This is a genomic window from Ulvibacter sp. 2305UL32-6 (assembly GCF_058148545.1).
Genome location: NZ_JBYVKA010000001.1, coordinates 1,065,171 through 1,083,721 on the forward strand (window position 1 = coordinate 1,065,171; position 18,551 = coordinate 1,083,721).

Consider the following 18,551-nt stretch of genomic DNA (forward strand, 5'->3'; position numbering starts at 1 on the left):
TTTTATTCCTTTATTAAGCGCGTGCTTATTGAAATATCAACTCCTGAAAGCTGAACCATATACATAGCCGAACCTAAGTCTGAAATATCAATTGTCTTAGCACTTCCCATGCCCGTTAATGTGACCTCTTTTACAACACGCCCCGAAATATCGTAAAAAACGGCTTGTTCTAAAGTTAACCCTTTTGGATTTGCCAAAACTACCTGATCTCTAGCCGGATTTGGGAGCAGCGTAATGTCCTCGGAAGCAAAACCAGCTACACCCAATACTTCTTGCGAAAAGAACACGGTAAACCTACTTTTATAATCATCGGCAAAGGCTGTGAACGTATAATTTTCCGAAGAAAGATTAGTAATTACATTTTTTACACTGTCAAACAGAAAAACTTCCGAAGCTAGTAGATCTGCACCTTCTATCTTCTTTATGGAAATAGTGTAATCTGTGGCCGCCTTTACTAGTGACGAGAATCCAATCGGTATTTTAATACTTGCATCAAATGCTTCACGCGACTGAATCCCCAATTCTTCTCCCGTCTCAAGCTGTGAATACAAGGAGACAACCGTTGCAATACGCCGACTATCATAGCCTTGGTCTAAAGCCGCGGTTGCATTATCTAAAAAGGCAACAAGCGTTGTTCCTTGAAACTCAAACTCCTGATTAGCAACTTGTAACCAAAGTCTATTTTTCTCTTCGGAAGAAGTTCTCCAAGTATCATTATTGGTTAGTCTGCGCATTTCATTCGTAAACATGGCCGTTCCAGCTGCATTCGCTTTGATCGCAAAACCTTGGGCCGAAGCAATGTTCCCATCCGGCTGCGTATCGCCAGTAAGATCTGATGCGGCTGCGATCCCTCCTGCAAGATTATACATAGAGAAATCTTCCATGTTAAAGTTTTTCGGATACGGTCCTGGAAGGGAATTAGATGGTCTCGTAAGGTGTTCCCAAAAGTAAACTTCATCGATCATGCTGTTGGTTCTAATAAAGTCATCTGCATTGATGGCCGATGGATATGGATTTCCGAGGAAATTCGGACTGTCATTTTTGTCGTTGTTAAAGATCACATTAAAGGGAATATCTCCATTATTAAGTGTTCCCTCATCATAGATAAGATCATAGGTGGTATTTCCGTCTAAATAACCCGACTGCGGACGAACAATATAACCTTCGCCCACATTAATAGGCCCAAGATCATAACGCGTCCAATTGTCTTTGTTGTCATCCATAAAATTTTCAGCGAGCGGAAACATGGCGGCTACTGCTGGGTTTGGAACAAAATTACTCGTGGTATGATTCAATACTAAAAATGCATTATTATATACACCATTGCGGGTTTCTAGATCCATAGGACTTCCCATGAGCATTAGATCTCTTGGGCGTAAAAACGGTGTAGTTTTACGTACGCGAACCGTACCATTGTTGGTTGTAACTGAGCTTCCGTCACGCTGCACAATACTTCCTTCATGTAAAATATCGAGTATGGCCGTTGGCGGAACGTTGACATCATAACCCACCTCTACATAATCACCGGCACCTATTGTTAGCGTCACATTATTGTCTAGAGAAACGCTACAAGCACTAAAACTTCCAAGACCGGGTGTTGTGGTATCATAGTTATTTCTAAGAATTACGTTTGTAGTTATGTCTGGGGCGTTAGGTAGCCATACCCCGCCAACAAATTCGACCGTTGCAACGCAAGCAGCTAAAGGTGCAGCAAAAGCTTGTATTCTAAAATTTGACAAACCTGAAAAACCAGATACAATAGCCATACGAAGCGTATAGGTTGTTCCTGCAGCTAGATTAAAAAATGTAGTATTATTAAAATCGCAACTTATTTCAGTGCCTCCGCAGCTTTCAAATAAAGAAACATTATCAAAACCGCCTACATTAGTGATCTGAACCGTACCATCAACTGGCATGACAAATTGATACCAGGCATCATGATTGGTATTCCCAGCAGTTTCACAAGATGAATCTATGCTTTCTGTCGCTCCGCGAAATTCTACCGTAATTTCTGAATAATCTACAGTAGGCACATTGATAACGGTTGCATTAGCACATTCATCATTGGGTATTTGTTCAAACGCTTGAACCCTAAAATTGATCGTGTCGGCAAATCCTTCAACTAAGCCGAGACGCAGCGTATAGGTATTTCCTTCAGTTAAACCATAAAAGAAGTCATCATTGTAAAAACAGGCAACTTCAGCACCACCACAACTATCATAAAGCGTAGCTGTAGTAAAACCACCAATATTGGTTACTCTAACACTTCCGTTAACAGGCATCTCAAATTCGTACCAACCATCTAAATTTGTATTCCCCGCAGTTTCGCAACTACTATCTATACTTTCTGTAGCACCTCGAATTTCCAAACTGGTTTCAATATAATTTGCCGTTTCCACTAAAAGGGTCTCTTTATCTACACATTGATCATTCCCAACCGCCTCAAAGGCTTGCAATCTAAAATTCATTTCGTCTGCGAACCCTTGAACTAAACCAACTCGCATGGTGTAGTTTTGGCCTTCACTCAAATCATAAAAAAAGCCATCATCATAAAAACATGAAATTTCTGTCCCGCCACAGGTATCAAAGAGCGTAATATTTGTGAATCCGCCGATATTAGTAACTCGAACATTTCCGTCTACGGGCATGTCAAAATTATACCAAGCATCTAAATTTAAATTTCCAGACGATTCACAACTACTATCTATACTTTCGGTGGCCCGACGTATGTCTAACGCTGTTTCAGTGTAATTAATAGTAGTTACAGTGATCTCTTCAGAAGAGACACACTCATCATTAGGTAGTGTTTCAAAAGCTTGAAGTCTAAAATTAATAACCCCTGCAAAACCTGCTACAAGACCAACACGTAAGACATAGGTTGTATTTTCAGTCAAATTATAAACAAAATTATCATCAAAGAAGCAAGCAATCTCGGTGCCTCCACAGCTGTCGTAAACCGCTATGTTTGTAAATCCGCCAATACCAGTTACTCGAACATTTCCGTCAACGGGCATTTCAAATTCGTACCAAGCATCCAAGTTTGTATTTCCAGGCGTTTCACAGCTTGCATCAATGCTTTCAGTCGCCCGTCTAATATCTACTGAAGTCTCAAGATAATTCGCCGTTGTAATTGTCAGAGTTTCACGATCAATACAGTCGTCATTAGGCAAAGCTTCAAAAGCCTGTATATCAAATGATGAATCGGTCGTAAAGTTTGAGAATAACCCCATACGCATGGTATACGTTTGGTTTTTGGTCAAATTATATATAAAGCCATCATCATAAAAACACGTAATTTCAGTGCCTCCACAACTATCAAATAAGGTAACCGTTTCAAATGAGCCTAAACTAGTCACTCGAATATTACCGTCTTCTGGCATCACAAAAGTGTACCAAGCATCGTGATTTGTGTTTGCAGGCGTTTCGCAGGAGCCATCTATACTTTCGGTTGCCGCTCTATAATCTAAGTTGACCTGTGTGATTCCAGTTGTGGTAACTGTTATCAATTCGGAAGTTGCACATTCATCATTTGAAATAGCCTCAAATGCCTCAATATTGAAGGTTTGATTGAGCGTAAAATTAGAACGAATCCCGAAGCGCATTTTATATGAAATTCCGCTTATTAAACCATACACAAAGCCATCATTAAAAAAACAAGCCAGCTCGGTACCACCACAACTATCAAAAATGGTCACATTTTCAAACGAACCAATATCTGTTACACGAACATTTCCAGTTACTGGCATCACAAAATCATACCAGAGATCAAGATTATCATCGCCCGTAACCAAACAAGATCCCTCTTGCGTTTCTGTAGCCGTTGTTAAATCGGCTGCATATTGCGTTGAGCCACCTGTGGGCACCGTGATGGTTATACTGTTTCCACAGGTGTCATTCATGGGTTGCGCAATAGCTAGCAATGGAAAAAAAAGTAAAAATAGACAGAGCGATAATTGTTTCATAGTAAGTCGTTTTATTAGGGAATCAACTACTTAAAACTAAAACATCCTCTTTAGACCTTATAAAAATTTAGCCAAACGACACTATTTTGCAGCCAAATGGACCAAAAATCTATGAAAACCCTTAGACTATCTTTATCGGTTTTTTGGCAATAATATGCTGTAACTACTTTATTTTCTTCGGAAATTTTAACATCCACACGTAGTTCGATTGCCCACCGCAATAGCTATAATTAACACTTTGTTGGGCGGTGTCTGAACATTTTCGGTTTATCTTTAATTCATTAAAACCACCAATATGTCTGTATTCTCAAAAATCAAGCAAACCTTTTCCGTATTAAAATCGGTTGATATTCAAGCCATCGCAAAACTTTCTGAAAAAGTAGACCTTTCCGAAGTAATGAAGACCGTAGGGTCCTTAGATGATAGACAACTCGCGGGTCTTATGCGCATGCTTAAAACCAAAGCCCGAAAAGGTCAACATAAATTGCCTCCCATTGATGGCGATTTTTACGATCTCAGTCTTAAACTAACACCACATCAACGGGATATTCAACTTAAGGTGCGACAGTTTATGGAAAAAGAGATCAAACCGATCGCCAATGATTTTTGGAATCGCGCTGAATTTCCTCATCATATCATTCCTAAAATGGCCGAATTAAATATTTGTGGTATCGCTTACCACGGTTATGGCTGTCCGGGCGAAACCTTCTTAATGGAAGGTATTATGGCTATGGAACTTGCCCGCATCGATGTTTCAATTTCTACCTTTTTTGGCGTTCATAGTGGTCTCGCCATGGGTTCTATCTACCTCTGTGGTGATGAAACGCAAAAACAGGAATGGTTGCCCAAAATGCAACGGATGGAGGTTATTGGTGCATTCGGACTTACAGAACCAAATGTGGGTTCAGGCGTTGCGGGAGGTATGGAAACTACCTGTTATAAAGAGGGAGAAGAATGGGTCATCAACGGACAAAAAAAATGGATCGGAAATGCCACCTTTAGTGATATTACCATTATTTGGGCGCGTGAAAAGGAAACAAATCAAGTAAAAGGTTTTATTGTCAAAAAAGAGAACCCCGGATTTGTAGCAGAAAAGATGGAAGATAAAATGGCACTTAGAACGGTGCAAAATGCCCTGATAACCTTAACCAACTGTAGAGTTCCTGAAAACGACCGACTCCAAAACTGCGACTCTTTTAAAGATACGGCCAAGGTACTTAAGATGACCCGAGCAGGTGTTGCCTGGCAAGCGGTGGGCTGCGCTCGTGGAGCTTACGAAAGTGCCTTAAAATACACTAAAAAGAGAGAACAATTTGGCAGACCCATTGCTCGATTTCAACTAATACAAAGTCATTTGGTTGAAATGGTTGCCAATCTTACTGCCATGCAAACCATGTGTTTCCGCCTTTCTGAAATGCAAGATCAAGAGATCTTAACCGATGAGCACGCCTCTCTCGCCAAGGTATTTTGTAGTATGAGAACCCGAGATGTTGTAAGTAGAGCGCGTGAAGTCATGGGTGGAAACGGAATTCTGCTTGAATATGATGTAGCTCGTTTTGTTGCCGATGCTGAAGCTATTTATAGCTATGAAGGCACCAAAGAAATAAACACTCTCATTGTGGGGCGCGCAATTACTGGTTATAGCGCTTTTGTGAGTTAAGGGGCTGGATTCGGAAACAGGGTATGTACCGCTTCAATTTCAGCAAGAATTTCTTCGGAAAGATGAACATCGATGCTACCTATATTTTCCTTTAACTGGGAGAGCTTTGTCGCTCCAATGATATTTGAAGTAACAAAAGGTTTTTGAGTAACAAAAGCTAAAGCCATCTGAGTAAGCGACAAACTATGTTTTATTGCAATATCACGATATAACTCGGTAGCTTTTAATGCACCTTTTGCGCTATACCGACTGTAATTTGGAAATAGTGTTACCCGACCATCTGCGGGTTTCTGATCATTTAAATACTTCCCTGTAAGCACTCCAAAAGCAAGTGGCGAATACGGCAAATAACCTATCTTTTCCATTTGTAGAACTTCAGTTAAACCAACCTCATCCCGGCGTTGCAGCATACTATATGCGTTTTGTACCGAAACCATCTTTAGCTTACCCTTCCTATGTTCTTCCATATAGCGCATCAATCCAAAAGGTGTTTCATTCGATAAGCCTGCATAACGGATCTTCCCTTGGGCCACAAAACTGCTTACATTATCCAAAATTTGCCCAATATTATCTTCCCATTGTGAATTGGCTTTATAGTTATAATCACGAACACCAAAAATATTAACGCTGCGCTCAGGCCAATGCAATTGATAAAGATCTAAATAATCTGTTTGTAGTCGTTGAAGGCTTTTATCTAGCGCATCCTGTAAGGAGGCTTTGCTAAAATCTAATTGTTTTCTTAGGTGAGTAAATCCGCGTGACGGGCCAGCGACTTTTGAAGCTAAGACAATCTTATCTCGCAGACCGGTTTTAGCGAGCCAACTCCCAATATACTGCTCTGTTTTGCCTTGGGTTGCAGCTTTTGCCGGTACCGAATACATTTCGGCAGTATCAATAAAATTTACACCTTTTTCAAAGGCAAAATCTAATTGAGCGTGGGCATCGGCTTCGGTATTTTGTTCGCCCCACGTCATGGTTCCTAGGCAAATCTTACTTACGTTAAGATCGGTATTGGGTAAAGTAGTGTATTTCATAGCTCGGCGCAATTTACAGCTTTTCAGCATCCTTTACTACCCTCATTTTCTGTTTTTCCGAAGGTATACGCCACTCAATAATAAACCTAAAGGTAATAGAAGCCACAAGTACCAAGGGCTTGAAGTACTTTGAGTTGAGGTGCTTCCGTAGTAAACAAAACCCGCCCAATAATAAGGCGATTTGCGTAGATCATCTATGGTCTCATCTTCTAAAAATGCTATCTGTGCCTTATGCAAAGCATTCTGATAAGATTGCGACTTACCTACTTCTGAATAAAATCTCCCCATTAATTGTGCGGTGCTAAGATCATTTACTTTCCACAGTGAAAACAAAACATTTTGGGTTCCCGCATATTGAAAAGCTCGTGCTATACTTTGGGGGCCTTCGCCCTTAAAAACCATCCCTACACCCGTTTCACAAGCACTTAAAACAACGAGATCTTTTTGAAATGGATAACCATAAAGTTCGGTGTCGGTTAGATCTCGATCGTAAAATTCTATTTTGGCACTACGGGTAAAGGTACCACCAATGGCATGTGTAGAAATATGTATGATATCTGCATTTGTTGACTGCTTTAAAAAAGCTTGTGCCGTTGCTTGCTCATTCATTAAAAGCGTTGTGTTCATTTTTTCTGAAAGCGCTTCGGCCTCATAACTAGAATAGGTTAACTCACGAGCTGTCCCTTTAAACACAGGAAAAATTCCGAGCACTTTAGGTTTTTTAGTTAGTTTCTTTTCTGACATTAAAAATCCATCTAAAGAAACTTGATATGACACATCACTTTCAAAAAGAAGATAAGGCCATGAACCGAAACTACTTTCTTGCGATGACTTTACGAGTAGGCTGCTAAAGGGAACGAACGCCAGAATTCCGTCTGGAATTACAACCATACGCTTCGCTTTGGGTAGTTCCAATTGGTTATAAAGGCTATTTGAAACCTCAGCAAATTGTATTGGATTGTTTACAATATTGGCTGCTTTCTGAAAAAATCCATTAAACTTCCGAACGATATCGAGAAAAGCATCCCGCTCTTCAATTGTCTTGCTAATTTTCTTGAACTGTACTGTCTCTTCGGAAATGACCCACTGATAAATAGCATAGTTCCCTATAAAATAACTGACCAATGTGTTTTTGTGATGAGCTGCTTTTTTTTGGAGCGCACTCAATGAGATCGAATGATCTGGTTCAATTCTGGAAAAGTTTTCTGAAAAATCATTTAAAAGCTCCAATTGCCTCAAACGAAGAATATTAAATTGATTTTGAATGGAAGCCACAGTATCTGGGTGGGTAATTTTTCCTTTTTCCACTTGGTCAAGCTGGTCCTGAAGTGCTGCAAGTTGCCATTGGGAAGCCTGAATTTTTTTAGTGAGCTCACTTTCGGGATGCTTAAAAAGTTGTTGCTGTAAACGTTGAGCTTGCAGTAGAACTGGTGCTTTTACAAGTTGATCAAGCTGTAATGATTCTGTTATCCAAATAGTATCATTCGTTTTCTGATATAGATCAAACAATAGGTTTAAAGCATATTCACCCCTGCGTTTGTTTGCACTTTGCTCAATCAATTTTGTGCTCTGTAAACTATTAATCTCGCTTAAAATTTTGGTTACGAAAAAAGCTCTTTGGTAGCATTTATAAGCCTTCTTTGGTTTTTCTTCGGAAGTAAAGACTTTCGCTTGCAGATCTAAGGCATCAATAAGCGTGTTTTCTGCATACAATTGAGCTTCCGAAGGGATTTCCACTGCTTCCGAATAATCATCAATAAGAATTTTATAAACCGATTGAAGATGTTTTTTAGTAGATTGAAGATGCTGTAAGGTCAGCTCAGTTTCTGCAACCGCCATATGAGCCTTGCCAAGTCTTCTTGGCGACGTATCCTTACTTTTCTGTAAAATTTCTAGTGCCTTTTTATATGCATCCAACGCTTCCTTATGATTGCCTTCCCTTATGAGTAATTTGGCATGTAATTCATGTACCTCAGCTTTTTCAGAGTTATTTTTTAGTAGATCTCCTGTTATTTCGGTCGCTAAATCAAGTTTGCCAGTTGTGATCTGATTGGTCGCCAATCGTATTAAGAGTCGGTTGTCATTTGGCGTGAACTCGAGTGCTCGGTTTAATATGACAATTGCCTGTGTTGGATTCCCTGCACTTTCAAAAACTACTGCCAGATTCAATAAACCTGTTACAACGGTTGATGTATCACCCTTATTTTCGGCCTCCAAGATATAGGCTTTGATCTGGTTCTCTGCTTCACTCCATGCATTGGTTTGCGTATATAAATTACCTAAGGGAATGTAACATGAATTGACCATGTCATAACGTGACAGTTGTTGCGTTTCAAAAATTAATTTAGCAGTTTCGTAACTTTGAATAGCTTCGGAAACTTGCCCGAATTGGTTTTGAGCAAACCCTAAATTACACAGCGAAATAACCTTTGCAAGTTGTAGTTCTGAAGAAGCCGGTTGCCAGTCCGAAAGCTCATTTTTAAAGTCTACGATAGAAGTTTCGGTGGGCTTTACATTAAAAGAATCTAAGCGATCATAGGCTTGATCTAGCGTCTTTTCTTGTGCTAAAATTTCCGAAGAAAACATCAGCAAACAGATCAAACAAGTTGCCTTTATGATTTTTAGAATTTCCAAATACCGTATACTTGAATCTGTGAAGTAGGTTCGTTAAAATTAAACACATAACGTGCGCCCAAGCTAGGCCCTATACGTGCTCCTCCCACATTGGCTCCTATAAAAACACCGCTTTGAAAGTTGGTAAAACTGCTGCTACATTCGCTTCGCTGAAAGGTATCTAAGGTTTCATCGCGTATTTCGCCCTCCCCTGGTATTTCAATGGAATACTCACCCGTGGTTTCCGTAACGCATGAATTACTGAGGTCTAGTTTTAACTGAACCCCAGCACCAACGGCAAGAAAATTATTGATGTTATAGCGATAGGACGCAGGCACAAGATAGGTTGTGATGCCTTTTTCCTCATTGGCTTCGGCAAAACGCCTTATTTCTTTAATGCCCAGTTCGTTTACATTAATAGCTTCAAAATTCTTTAGATCGTCAAACGAGTTGGCCGAAAGGAACAATTCGGCTTGCAAATAACCACGATAACTTTTAAAAGGTGATAAGGTAACTCCAGCAAAGTACTCTTTACTATTATCTAAACCTGGATTTAAAATATAGCCTGCTTTTGCACCGATGGAAATTCCTGGAAGAAAACGCGTCACACTATAATTGGTGATAATAGGCTCGTTTTTATCGAAATAAATAGCGGTGCGACTGCGGGTTTTCTGTTTGTGAAAATTATCGCCGAATTTCATGCTGTAACGTACAAATCCTTTGGTTGAATCCTTTTGTGTCACACCTTCCTGAGCAGTACCTGGTAAATAGATGCGTTTAAAGGTAAAGACAATTTTATCCTTTTGGAAAAGGGTATCAAGACAGGAATAATTGACTTCTCTGTCTTTCGGACAAATACGACATTCGGGATACATATCGCGAACTTCCAGTGTACTTTTATCGAACATTTCGGGGGTATCAACTTCCAGACGAATGGTATTTGCCGGACCTTCCCCATCATTTTGAAAACGCACTTTAAATTTGATGCGTTTTAAGCGGGCAAAGCGATAATTAAGAACTGTTCCGCTGGTCGACATTTTATTTGGGTCGTGAGAGGTAACGATCTCTAATTCGGTATCTTTTACGGTATGCGTTCCTTCATTTACATCGGGCACATAAATGCTACGTAGGGTGACGATTGCGCTCGTATCTTTAAGCATTTCTGGCGTTGTTTTTAACGTTCGAAAGATATTGCGTTCTTCACCCGGCTGCATGTTTTCAAAGGTGATCACCTGCCGGTTACGATACAAGGTTTTAGATTCTTCCAAAGTAACGGGTAGGGTGGTTCGTTTGGTTGTGTCTTGTTGTGCAATACGTTGAAAAACGAGTTCATTTCCTTCGGAAGCGAGCCATGTAGCAGGGTTATAGTCGGTTTTTTCATAGCGCTGTTCTGTTTCCGCAGCAGCGAAAACCAGATCATCTTCAATGCGCTCACCATGATGCAGGCGCGTATCTTCGAGTACAAAATTGTCATCCTTAAATTGTACATCATTGTAATATAAAAAGAGCTTCCCATTTGTTACATAGGGTTTTGTGTTTTTATAGCTTGTGATCAAAACGAGATCTTGATCTGGCAATGCCTCACGATTTGTCTTTACCAACAGATCGTCTTCTCCTATAAATGGCGACGCACCTTCAGTATCTGCTAAATCTGTAGCTTCCTCGGGATCAAATGTTACAGAGACATCTGTGGGTCTACTTTGCGGGGGTTTTCCATTATCATAGTTATTTGTGCTCCATAAACGGGCAGTATATTTTCCTGGTTTTTTGTAGGTGTGCTTTGGTTTTTCTTTAAAACTATAATCGCCGTCACCTGTCTCCCAATAATAGGTATAATAGGCTTTGGGAGCTCCCGCAACTTGATTCAGTGGAGGCATGGTTGCGTTATATTGAACCGTATTTCCCTGAATATCGAACGAAATAGGAGCGCTTCGGGTAATAGTGTCATTAACTATTTGCTGTGCAATTCCTTCAGAAGAAAAACAGAGCAAGATGGAAACAAACAATAGGCGTAATGTGTTTTTCATATTACAAATTGTTTATTGCATTAATAAAGTTGTTTTCGTTTGCTTCAGAAGGCTCTAAAGTAGCGGTGACCAGATCTGGAGTGATGGTAACACGATTGGTCCCAAAGACATATTGGTTGTTTTGAACTGTCACAAAAACAACATCGGCAGCCGTATCAACGGGCAACTGACCGAAACTTTCAGTAAAGACATCAAAATCGGTGTCATAACGTTCAAAAAGTCCGATTGCGGTACTTGGTGTATTATAGTGAATAAAAACGTTGGCGTTACTCTTATTATATCCGTTGGGCGCCTTATTGTAGACTGTTGTTCGTGTATTTGCATCTGTATTGTAGCGGCCAATGTCTTTCCAACCTACATCGCTAATAAAAACGCTATATCCAAAGATCTTGTTTCCTACAGGATCTACAATTGGCTCTTCAAAAACTTGTCCTTCAGGATCAAATTCCCAGAGCACAGTACATTCCAGTTCGGGACAGCTTGGAGAACTAAATAGAAATTGCTGGATCCCCAGATTATCTGAAGGTGCGAAAACGCGAATAGGCTGTAAAAAAGTAACGGGTCGATCTTGGTACGTAATATCAATATAGAACATACTTTCACTAAAAATAGGCTCAATGAGATTGGTTGTGGTTATTCCGTTGGTTGACAACTGACAAGCAATGATCTCACCAGGCTCATACATTTCGATCAATGAAATAGTGACATCACCGTCTATAAATTCTCCGTTGACATCGATAAAGGTTTGGGGATTTACAAAGAGAATAGTTCCTTGAGCAGCCATGATCTGTGCTCCTTCTATGTTGGATGCCAAAAAGGTTTGCACACGTGGCAATCTACAATCCATTAGGCTTTGTCGATATTCGGCTCCGTCAATAGGATCAATGGCATTAGGCAGCACAATTGGTCCGTCGTCACAATTAGCCTCCTCATCATTGGAGCATGCACTAAGCGCAACTGATAGAAAGAGTATTCCTATATAAAAAGATAAAAATCGCATGATAGTTAGTTTGGATTAAAGTTAGGTAAAAATCTGATACCGGTTGTTTCAGAAACGCGCTAGGCACAAAATGATCCCAGCGCGCTTCATCAACAAACAAACCAACACAAAAGCATGTGTTTAACATTGAGGCAAAAAGTATGTTACTCAAATTCTCAAGAACACTCTTAAGAACCTTACAACCCTATATCAATCAAATTTTGCTTTTGTTACCCCTTGTTTTCTTCGGAAAAACAAAAAACCCTTCAAAACAAGTTTGAAGGGTTTCCCATAGCGTTAAAAAGTATGCTACTTTTTAACAAGTTTGGTTATATACGGATTTCCATTAGCTCCAGTCACCTGAACCATATAGATTCCCGAAGGCAATCCAGATACGTCTAAGGTCATAGCACCTTCTTTTCCATCCCCACGTTTTGCCATTGCTTGCTGTCCGTTTAAACTAGATACCGTCACATTAGTAATAGTATCATCTAATAGTTGAAGCGTAACAATATCTTCTGATGGATTTGGAAACAGTTGTAGCGAGCTACCAGTCTCAGCATTTCTACTAATCCCAACTCCTGTGGTAGGTCTGTCGAGTCCATTCATGATAGCATCAATAATATCGGCTTTGGTTTCTTCACTCATCCCACTAGATTCTTGGTTGAAAGTAAGCTGATATGTAAATCCTTCGTCATAGCATCCACATTGTGGTGCATACATACCAATTACATATAGTTTGTTACTATCAAAAGTATAACCCGGAAAGGTTGTGGTAAGATCCCAATTAGGCCCTGGTACGCTTGCAAATGGTGGAAGTAAGCTTCCGCTACCATTTCCATAAGAAAAAGTACTCCAAATGATACTTACTGGAAACCCTGAGCTTTCAGCTACATACCAGTAGTATTCTTCACAGTTACCGTGAAGGGTGTCATCACCCGTTGCAATGGTATTCAATGAACCTGTGATTTGATCTGTTGTAGGATCGTGTTGTACCGTGATCTCCAAATTTGGATCTGCCAATTTACCTATATAGATATCATCAATAGCAACGTCATTTCCATCGCCATTTCCGCCTTCATCTAATAAGATACGCACGTTTTGAGTAGAACCAGTTGCCGTAAATATAATATCAACCGTTTGCCAGTCGCAAGGATCTGACGCCACTGTATTGATAGTTTGGGCACCCGAAGAAGTCATTCCAGCATTTAAAAATATTTGTGGTAAAATATCGAACGTACATTGTGGCATATTCTTGAAATTTGCACAAAAACGGTAGCTTTCACCTTCTTCCAGTCCGCCGATGGTCTGTTCCCAAACAACTGCAGTACTCATTTGTTGTGTTCTTCCGTTAACAGTCATAAACAGATCATTTGAGGCATAGGTCACTGGGTCTGCGCAAAAGGAATGATCGGTCACTGTTGCTCCAAAAGCAGCAGCACTATTGGTCACATCATACTCACCAGGAAAAGTAGCAGCATTTTGAGTATAGCTACTCGTAAAACCAGTATTTCCTGCTTCAAAATTACCATTCTTTACCAAGTTTTCATCATCACAGCAATACGCTCCTTCATTACTTGGTGGTTCGTCATTATCACATTGTTGAATACAGATATTATCAACCCCGATGATCTCATTTTGAGCTCCAGAACCGGCAACATCTACCCAAAAAGCAATTCCACTCACATTGGCAAGTAAGGTGTTAAAATCGGCTGGCGTAGCACCACCACCCATGGTCCAAGCACCTTCAGCATTACTCGGGAAAGTACCTCCAGTTGCTAATGCGATAGGAGCACAAACATGAACCCACTCACTGTTTTCGGTGATAGGTGTGGTTCCTACAAAGGTTGCACGCAAGCCACCTGCATTTGGATTGGCGCCTTGATAGAGTGTCACTTTAGGATATAGTGTTGGCGAACCTGCCGCAGCGTCGTTAAACACCTTGTAGTCAAAACAAAGGCAGCTGCCTTCATACGCTACCCAATCATTTGGATAACTCGTGTTATTATGGGCCCATGAAGCACCCGAATTGTCTCGTACCCGAAGGTAGTTAGTTCCATCAAGCGCGGGTGCTGCAATACTGGTTGTTGATAAAAGCTGCACCCAGCCTTCTTGTGTTCCACTTTCAAAGGTGGTACAGATCTCATTCTGCGAAAAAATGGTGCCCAGACTTAAAAGCCACACCAAAGCGAAAAGATAATTTTTTGTTTTCATAATTATTAGATTTAAAATTTATACTGATTGTTATTTGCTAGCATTTCAACCCTATATCCCTTACTTTTTAAATTGTTACCCCTTGTATTTATTTTTTCTTCGGAAATTTTAAACATCCATGGTATTTTGGTGGTTCAGCGGCTAGCGATGGCGATTCTCGTGTGCGCATTTACCGCCCATTCCGTGCGATTTCCGAAGTACTTCAGAAAGAAGAAATCCCACACTACAAAAAAGTAGTATGGGATCTCCGGCTAGGTAGTAAACCCTATGAGCGGGGGGCTTACTTCTTCAAAAATTTAAAGGTTTGAACTTGTCTTAATTCGTTTGATATGGTTATAAAATAGAGTCCGTTTGGTAATTCGCTTGTATTCACAACCGATTCTTGGGCAAAGTTTCCGTTACGAACCACACGTCCTGTTGCATCCAAGACCTGATACTCTTGCGCATTTTTCACTGTAGTTTGAAGCTCATTTTGCACAGGATTCGGATAGATAAAGCCCGTTTCCTTTTCAAAATCCTTTGTTCCTAAGATATCTGAACATGAATTTTCTGTATAATTAAATCCATTTACAGTAAAGCTCATGGGCGTTTCCGAAGCAGGTGTTGAACCAGACATCACCTGGATCGGAAAAATATTGATACTACTTGGGGTGATATTCAATACAAGATTGTCACAAATATTTCGCTTATCGGTTCCTGTTTTAAAAAGTTCGGCTTCCGTAAAGCTTCCAGCAGCTTGCGTACGATATCCTACATGGTAGTAGTTCCCTACTGCGCCTGGAATTTCACTATATAAAAAGCTTATGTCTGGATAGTAGATCAATGGCATTTGTCCGTTCCAAAAGTTAAACTCATCACCTACTGGCTCTGTATGTGGCAGTAAAAACTGATAGTTTACACCCACGGCGTTACCACTAGATTTTTCAAATTCATAGACAAAAATGTTGCTTTCCCCGGTCTGTGCTACCCCTGCAGCATCAACGAAGTTTTCCTGACGATCATAACCTGTTACAACTAGATTATTTGAGCTGGTAGCCGATTCCATCAACGTAAAACCATAGCGATCTACATCACCTGAAGTAGCATACCAAGAGCTTGTCATATCGATAGTTCCTGTGGTATTATCTAGTACAGTTACTCCAAAATAATGTGACACAGAGTAATTTGCCAGCATATAGATCTTTTGAGAAGTTACGTCAAAATAGGCATCAACACTTACGTCACGAGAATTTCCGAAGATATAACTGCGATCCCAAACCGGGCTTCCCGTAAAGTCAATTTTATGCGCTAATACACCTTGCTGTGTATTATTGGCAGCGTTTAGACCGGTTGCGCTTCCGGTAAGGAAAAAACCGTCATTTGTTTCAGTAATTCCGTTGATAAAATCATAATCGGCCGTTGCAGGCACTGAAGTATCTAATTCTGAAGCCCAAATAAGATCCAAATTATTGTTCACTCGTAAAACAAACCCAATATTGAGTGAACAGTTTGTATCTAGATTATAGCACGAGCTAAAAAAGCCTCCAACAATAAAGCCTGGGTCGGGTGTAGCATCGCCGTTAGCGTCGCTATCTGTATATTCAATTTGCAAGCCACGTGAATTGAAGTTGGGTGAAACTATGTCATAATATTTGACGTTGATCACAGAACCTGTGGTGGCTAGAATACGTGCAATAAAAGTTCGTTTGGTTCCGCCCACATCAATTGATCCTGTGGCGACGATCATATCTAAATAAGGAACGATGTCAAAAACACGAGCGTTTGGAAAGGAGGGGTTGTCATATTTTTGCGCCCACAAAACCGTCCCTGTTTGATCAATTCGCTTTAATGTAAACGTCTGGTTGGTCATGCTGGCATCAAAAAGATTGGCTGCTACCATAATGTCGTTGGAGCCGTCATTCATGGGCTCTTGGTTAAGATCGTGATAATTTTCGCCCGCTGCGCCTACATTCTTTTGGAATTGGGCGTAAACAGATACGTTCAGTAATAAAGCGAATACAGATAAAAGTAATGTTGTTTTCATAATATATAATTTAGAGTTCTAACTAGTTTTTGGCTTTTCAATGTTTGCCTTTGTTTGAACTTATATCCCATACCTTCGAGATTGTTACCCCTTGTGACATTTTTTTTTTACTTTGGTCTCTCTTTACAACCACTATGGGGCAAACAACCGTTCACACCGATCAAAAATATATTGACGGGCTACTCAAAAATGATAGTCTGATCATCTCTGAGATCTATAGCAAATACGCTCCTAAGGTTATTGGGTATATCAAAAAAAACAGTGGAGACGAAGCTGCAGCCAAAGATCTCATTCAGGAAGTACTCATTATAGTATACGATCAGGCCAAAACCAAGAACTTACAGCTTACCTGCCCATTTGATGCCTATTTCTTCTTGCTTTGCAAACGAAAATGGCTCAATGTTTTGAAAAAGAATAGCAAGCAAAGGGTAACAAATGAGCCACTTGGTGGATTTATTTCTGAAACGGTAGCCGATCACGTCACCGAAACCGAAACCTTTGATACAAAAATGGAATTGTATAAAACCGTTTTTCAAAAGTTGGGTGATACCTGTAAAAAGATATTACAGTTGTCATTCTCACGTTTTTCGATGGAAGAAGTGGCAACGCAATTAGACATTTCATACGCTTATGCGCGTAAAAAGAAGTCGTTATGTATTGGTCAACTCACAAAATGGGTTCAAGAATCTACCGAATTTAAGCAACTAAAAGAAGATTACTAATGGCCCTAAATGAAGAAACATCTCTCCTCTTTGATCAGTATCTGGAAAACGAACTTTCAGACGCGGTTACCACAGCTTTTGAAACACGACTGAGTCAAGACAGCGAATTTGCCAACGATTTTGCGACCTATAAAGAAATGCGTTCATTTTTAGCGAATGAATTTTCCGAAGAAAAGAAAGCATTCGCCTCGAACCTTAAAAACATCACTGATGCCTATAATTTGGAAGAAAGTAGCACTAAAAAAGGGGGCAAACTGATCCAATTCAAACCCTGGCAATTAGCTGTTGCCGCAAGTGTTGTACTTGCGCTTGGCGTTGTGTTCTTTAATCAAAACAGCAGCTTAGATTATACCGATTATCAATTTGAGGAACGTATCTCGCTGGGAGTACGTGGAGATTCTGATGCAACAGCAAAAGAAGCCGAATTGCTTTTTAACACCCAAGAATATGCAAAAGCGATCCCGCAATTTGAACAACTACTACTTCAAGATCCAAACAACGCTGAAGTACAATTCTATAAGGCAATTGCACACGATGCTGTTGAAGATTTTAACGAAGCAAACACACTGTTTTTAACATTAGCGAAGGGTAATTCAGCGTACAAAAACAAAGCGCTTTACTACGGCGCTATTAGTTATTGGAAGCAAGATGACATATTACAAAGCAAGCAGTTATTACACGAGATCCCTGAAAATGCGTCGGAATATGAGAAGGCAAAGCGACTGCTGAAGGATCTATAGTTGTTTGCTTTGTCTCCTTAATGCTTTCGAAAACTCTTTGAATAGCCAGTTGCGATTGTTAATAAGGCAACGCTGAGAATTACGCTTTGTATGATATACACCAAAAAGGTTTCTAAAGGAAATAAGTTCCAACTCTGACCTGTACGCGAGTAATCTCTGTAAAAGCTGGTCACTATAACCACAAACATTTCCATGTAGGCACCAATTTTTATTGCGACGGACACAAATAGTAAGTATAACCATTTTGAACTTAATTTTTTACTTAAAAGCGTGAGAGGAACAATTGTAGCCCCAAAGAACATCAACCAATATGCATATTTATACGGCCCTGTTGCGCGAGAGGTAATAGCATATTTGTCAGGCTCTATTATTAGTCCGATTGTAGTGGTAACAATACCAATGATCGCAAATCCAACGATGATCCAACGAATGAGATTGAGCGTTTTTGAAACTTCATAGCGATCTTTAAAAAGCTTTTTAAGAATAACAAGGATCAGAATTATGGCTGGTAGCACAAAGATTAGATGTTGATCAATGAATTCTTTGACTTCTAGGGTTTTATCCATAGACATTTCTT

Annotated in this window: 11 protein-coding genes; 3 read left to right on the forward strand and 8 right to left on the reverse strand. The window is 40.0% G+C overall.

Annotated elements, in window-relative coordinates:
- Positions 1 to 2: 2 nt before the first annotated feature.
- Complete coding sequence (locus tag ACY2RU_RS05155; RefSeq protein WP_490137336.1) at positions 3 to 3,962, reverse strand: T9SS type A sorting domain-containing protein; 3,960 nt, start codon at positions 3,960 to 3,962, stop codon at positions 3 to 5.
- A gap of 295 nt (positions 3,963 to 4,257) precedes the next feature.
- Between ACY2RU_RS05155 and ACY2RU_RS05160 the strand changes: the two genes are divergently transcribed.
- Positions 4,258 to 5,622 carry an acyl-CoA dehydrogenase family protein gene (locus tag ACY2RU_RS05160; RefSeq protein ID WP_490137337.1) on the forward strand — a complete coding sequence of 455 codons (1,365 nt, stop codon included), beginning with the start codon at positions 4,258 to 4,260 and terminating at the stop codon, positions 5,620 to 5,622.
- Here the strand turns inward: ACY2RU_RS05160 and ACY2RU_RS05165 are convergent.
- The 6 genes from ACY2RU_RS05165 to ACY2RU_RS05190 all read right to left on the reverse strand — a co-directional run bounded on the left by ACY2RU_RS05165 (position 5,619) and on the right by ACY2RU_RS05190 (position 16,512).
- Entirely contained in the window at positions 5,619 to 6,656 is a 1,038-nt protein-coding gene (locus tag ACY2RU_RS05165) for an NADP(H)-dependent aldo-keto reductase (protein WP_490137338.1), read from the reverse strand. The genes ACY2RU_RS05160 and ACY2RU_RS05165 overlap by 4 nt on opposite strands.
- A gap of 42 nt (positions 6,657 to 6,698) precedes the next feature.
- The gene (locus ACY2RU_RS05170; protein ID WP_490137339.1) at positions 6,699 to 9,290 is read right to left on the reverse strand and encodes a CHAT domain-containing protein; all 2,592 of its coding nucleotides are present in this window, start codon (positions 9,288 to 9,290) and stop codon (positions 6,699 to 6,701) included.
- Positions 9,278 to 11,296, reverse strand: coding sequence for a DUF7849 domain-containing protein (locus tag ACY2RU_RS05175; protein WP_490137340.1), 2,019 nt, complete (start codon positions 11,294 to 11,296; stop codon positions 9,278 to 9,280). Before ACY2RU_RS05175 ends, ACY2RU_RS05170 begins: the two co-directional genes overlap by 13 nt.
- Before the next feature lies 1 nt (position 11,297).
- Positions 11,298 to 12,296: a hypothetical protein gene (locus ACY2RU_RS05180; protein WP_490137341.1), complete on the reverse strand. Its 999-nt coding sequence runs from the start codon at positions 12,294 to 12,296 to the stop codon at positions 11,298 to 11,300.
- Positions 12,297 to 12,584: 288 nt separating this feature from the next.
- Positions 12,585 to 14,489, reverse strand: coding sequence for a T9SS type A sorting domain-containing protein (locus ACY2RU_RS05185; protein WP_490137342.1), 1,905 nt, complete (start codon positions 14,487 to 14,489; stop codon positions 12,585 to 12,587).
- Positions 14,490 to 14,769: 280 nt separating this feature from the next.
- Positions 14,770 to 16,512, reverse strand: a complete 1,743-nt coding sequence (locus ACY2RU_RS05190) for a T9SS type A sorting domain-containing protein (protein WP_490137343.1) — start codon at positions 16,510 to 16,512, stop codon at positions 14,770 to 14,772.
- Positions 16,513 to 16,646: 134 nt separating this feature from the next.
- Here ACY2RU_RS05190 and ACY2RU_RS05195 point away from each other — a divergent pair, with 134 nt between their 5' ends.
- Both ACY2RU_RS05195 and ACY2RU_RS05200 read left to right on the forward strand, forming a co-directional pair.
- Positions 16,647 to 17,234: an RNA polymerase sigma factor gene (locus ACY2RU_RS05195; protein ID WP_490137344.1), complete on the forward strand. Its 588-nt coding sequence runs from the start codon at positions 16,647 to 16,649 to the stop codon at positions 17,232 to 17,234.
- The gene (locus ACY2RU_RS05200; RefSeq protein WP_490137345.1) at positions 17,234 to 17,974 is read left to right on the forward strand and encodes a tetratricopeptide repeat protein; all 741 of its coding nucleotides are present in this window, start codon (positions 17,234 to 17,236) and stop codon (positions 17,972 to 17,974) included. Before ACY2RU_RS05195 ends, ACY2RU_RS05200 begins: the two co-directional genes overlap by 1 nt.
- Before the next feature lie 17 nt (positions 17,975 to 17,991).
- On the opposite strand, the gene ACY2RU_RS05205 is transcribed toward ACY2RU_RS05200, so the two are convergent.
- Positions 17,992 to 18,540, reverse strand: a complete 549-nt coding sequence (locus tag ACY2RU_RS05205; RefSeq protein ID WP_490137346.1) for a hypothetical protein — start codon at positions 18,538 to 18,540, stop codon at positions 17,992 to 17,994.
- Positions 18,541 to 18,551: the final 11 nt, after the last annotated feature.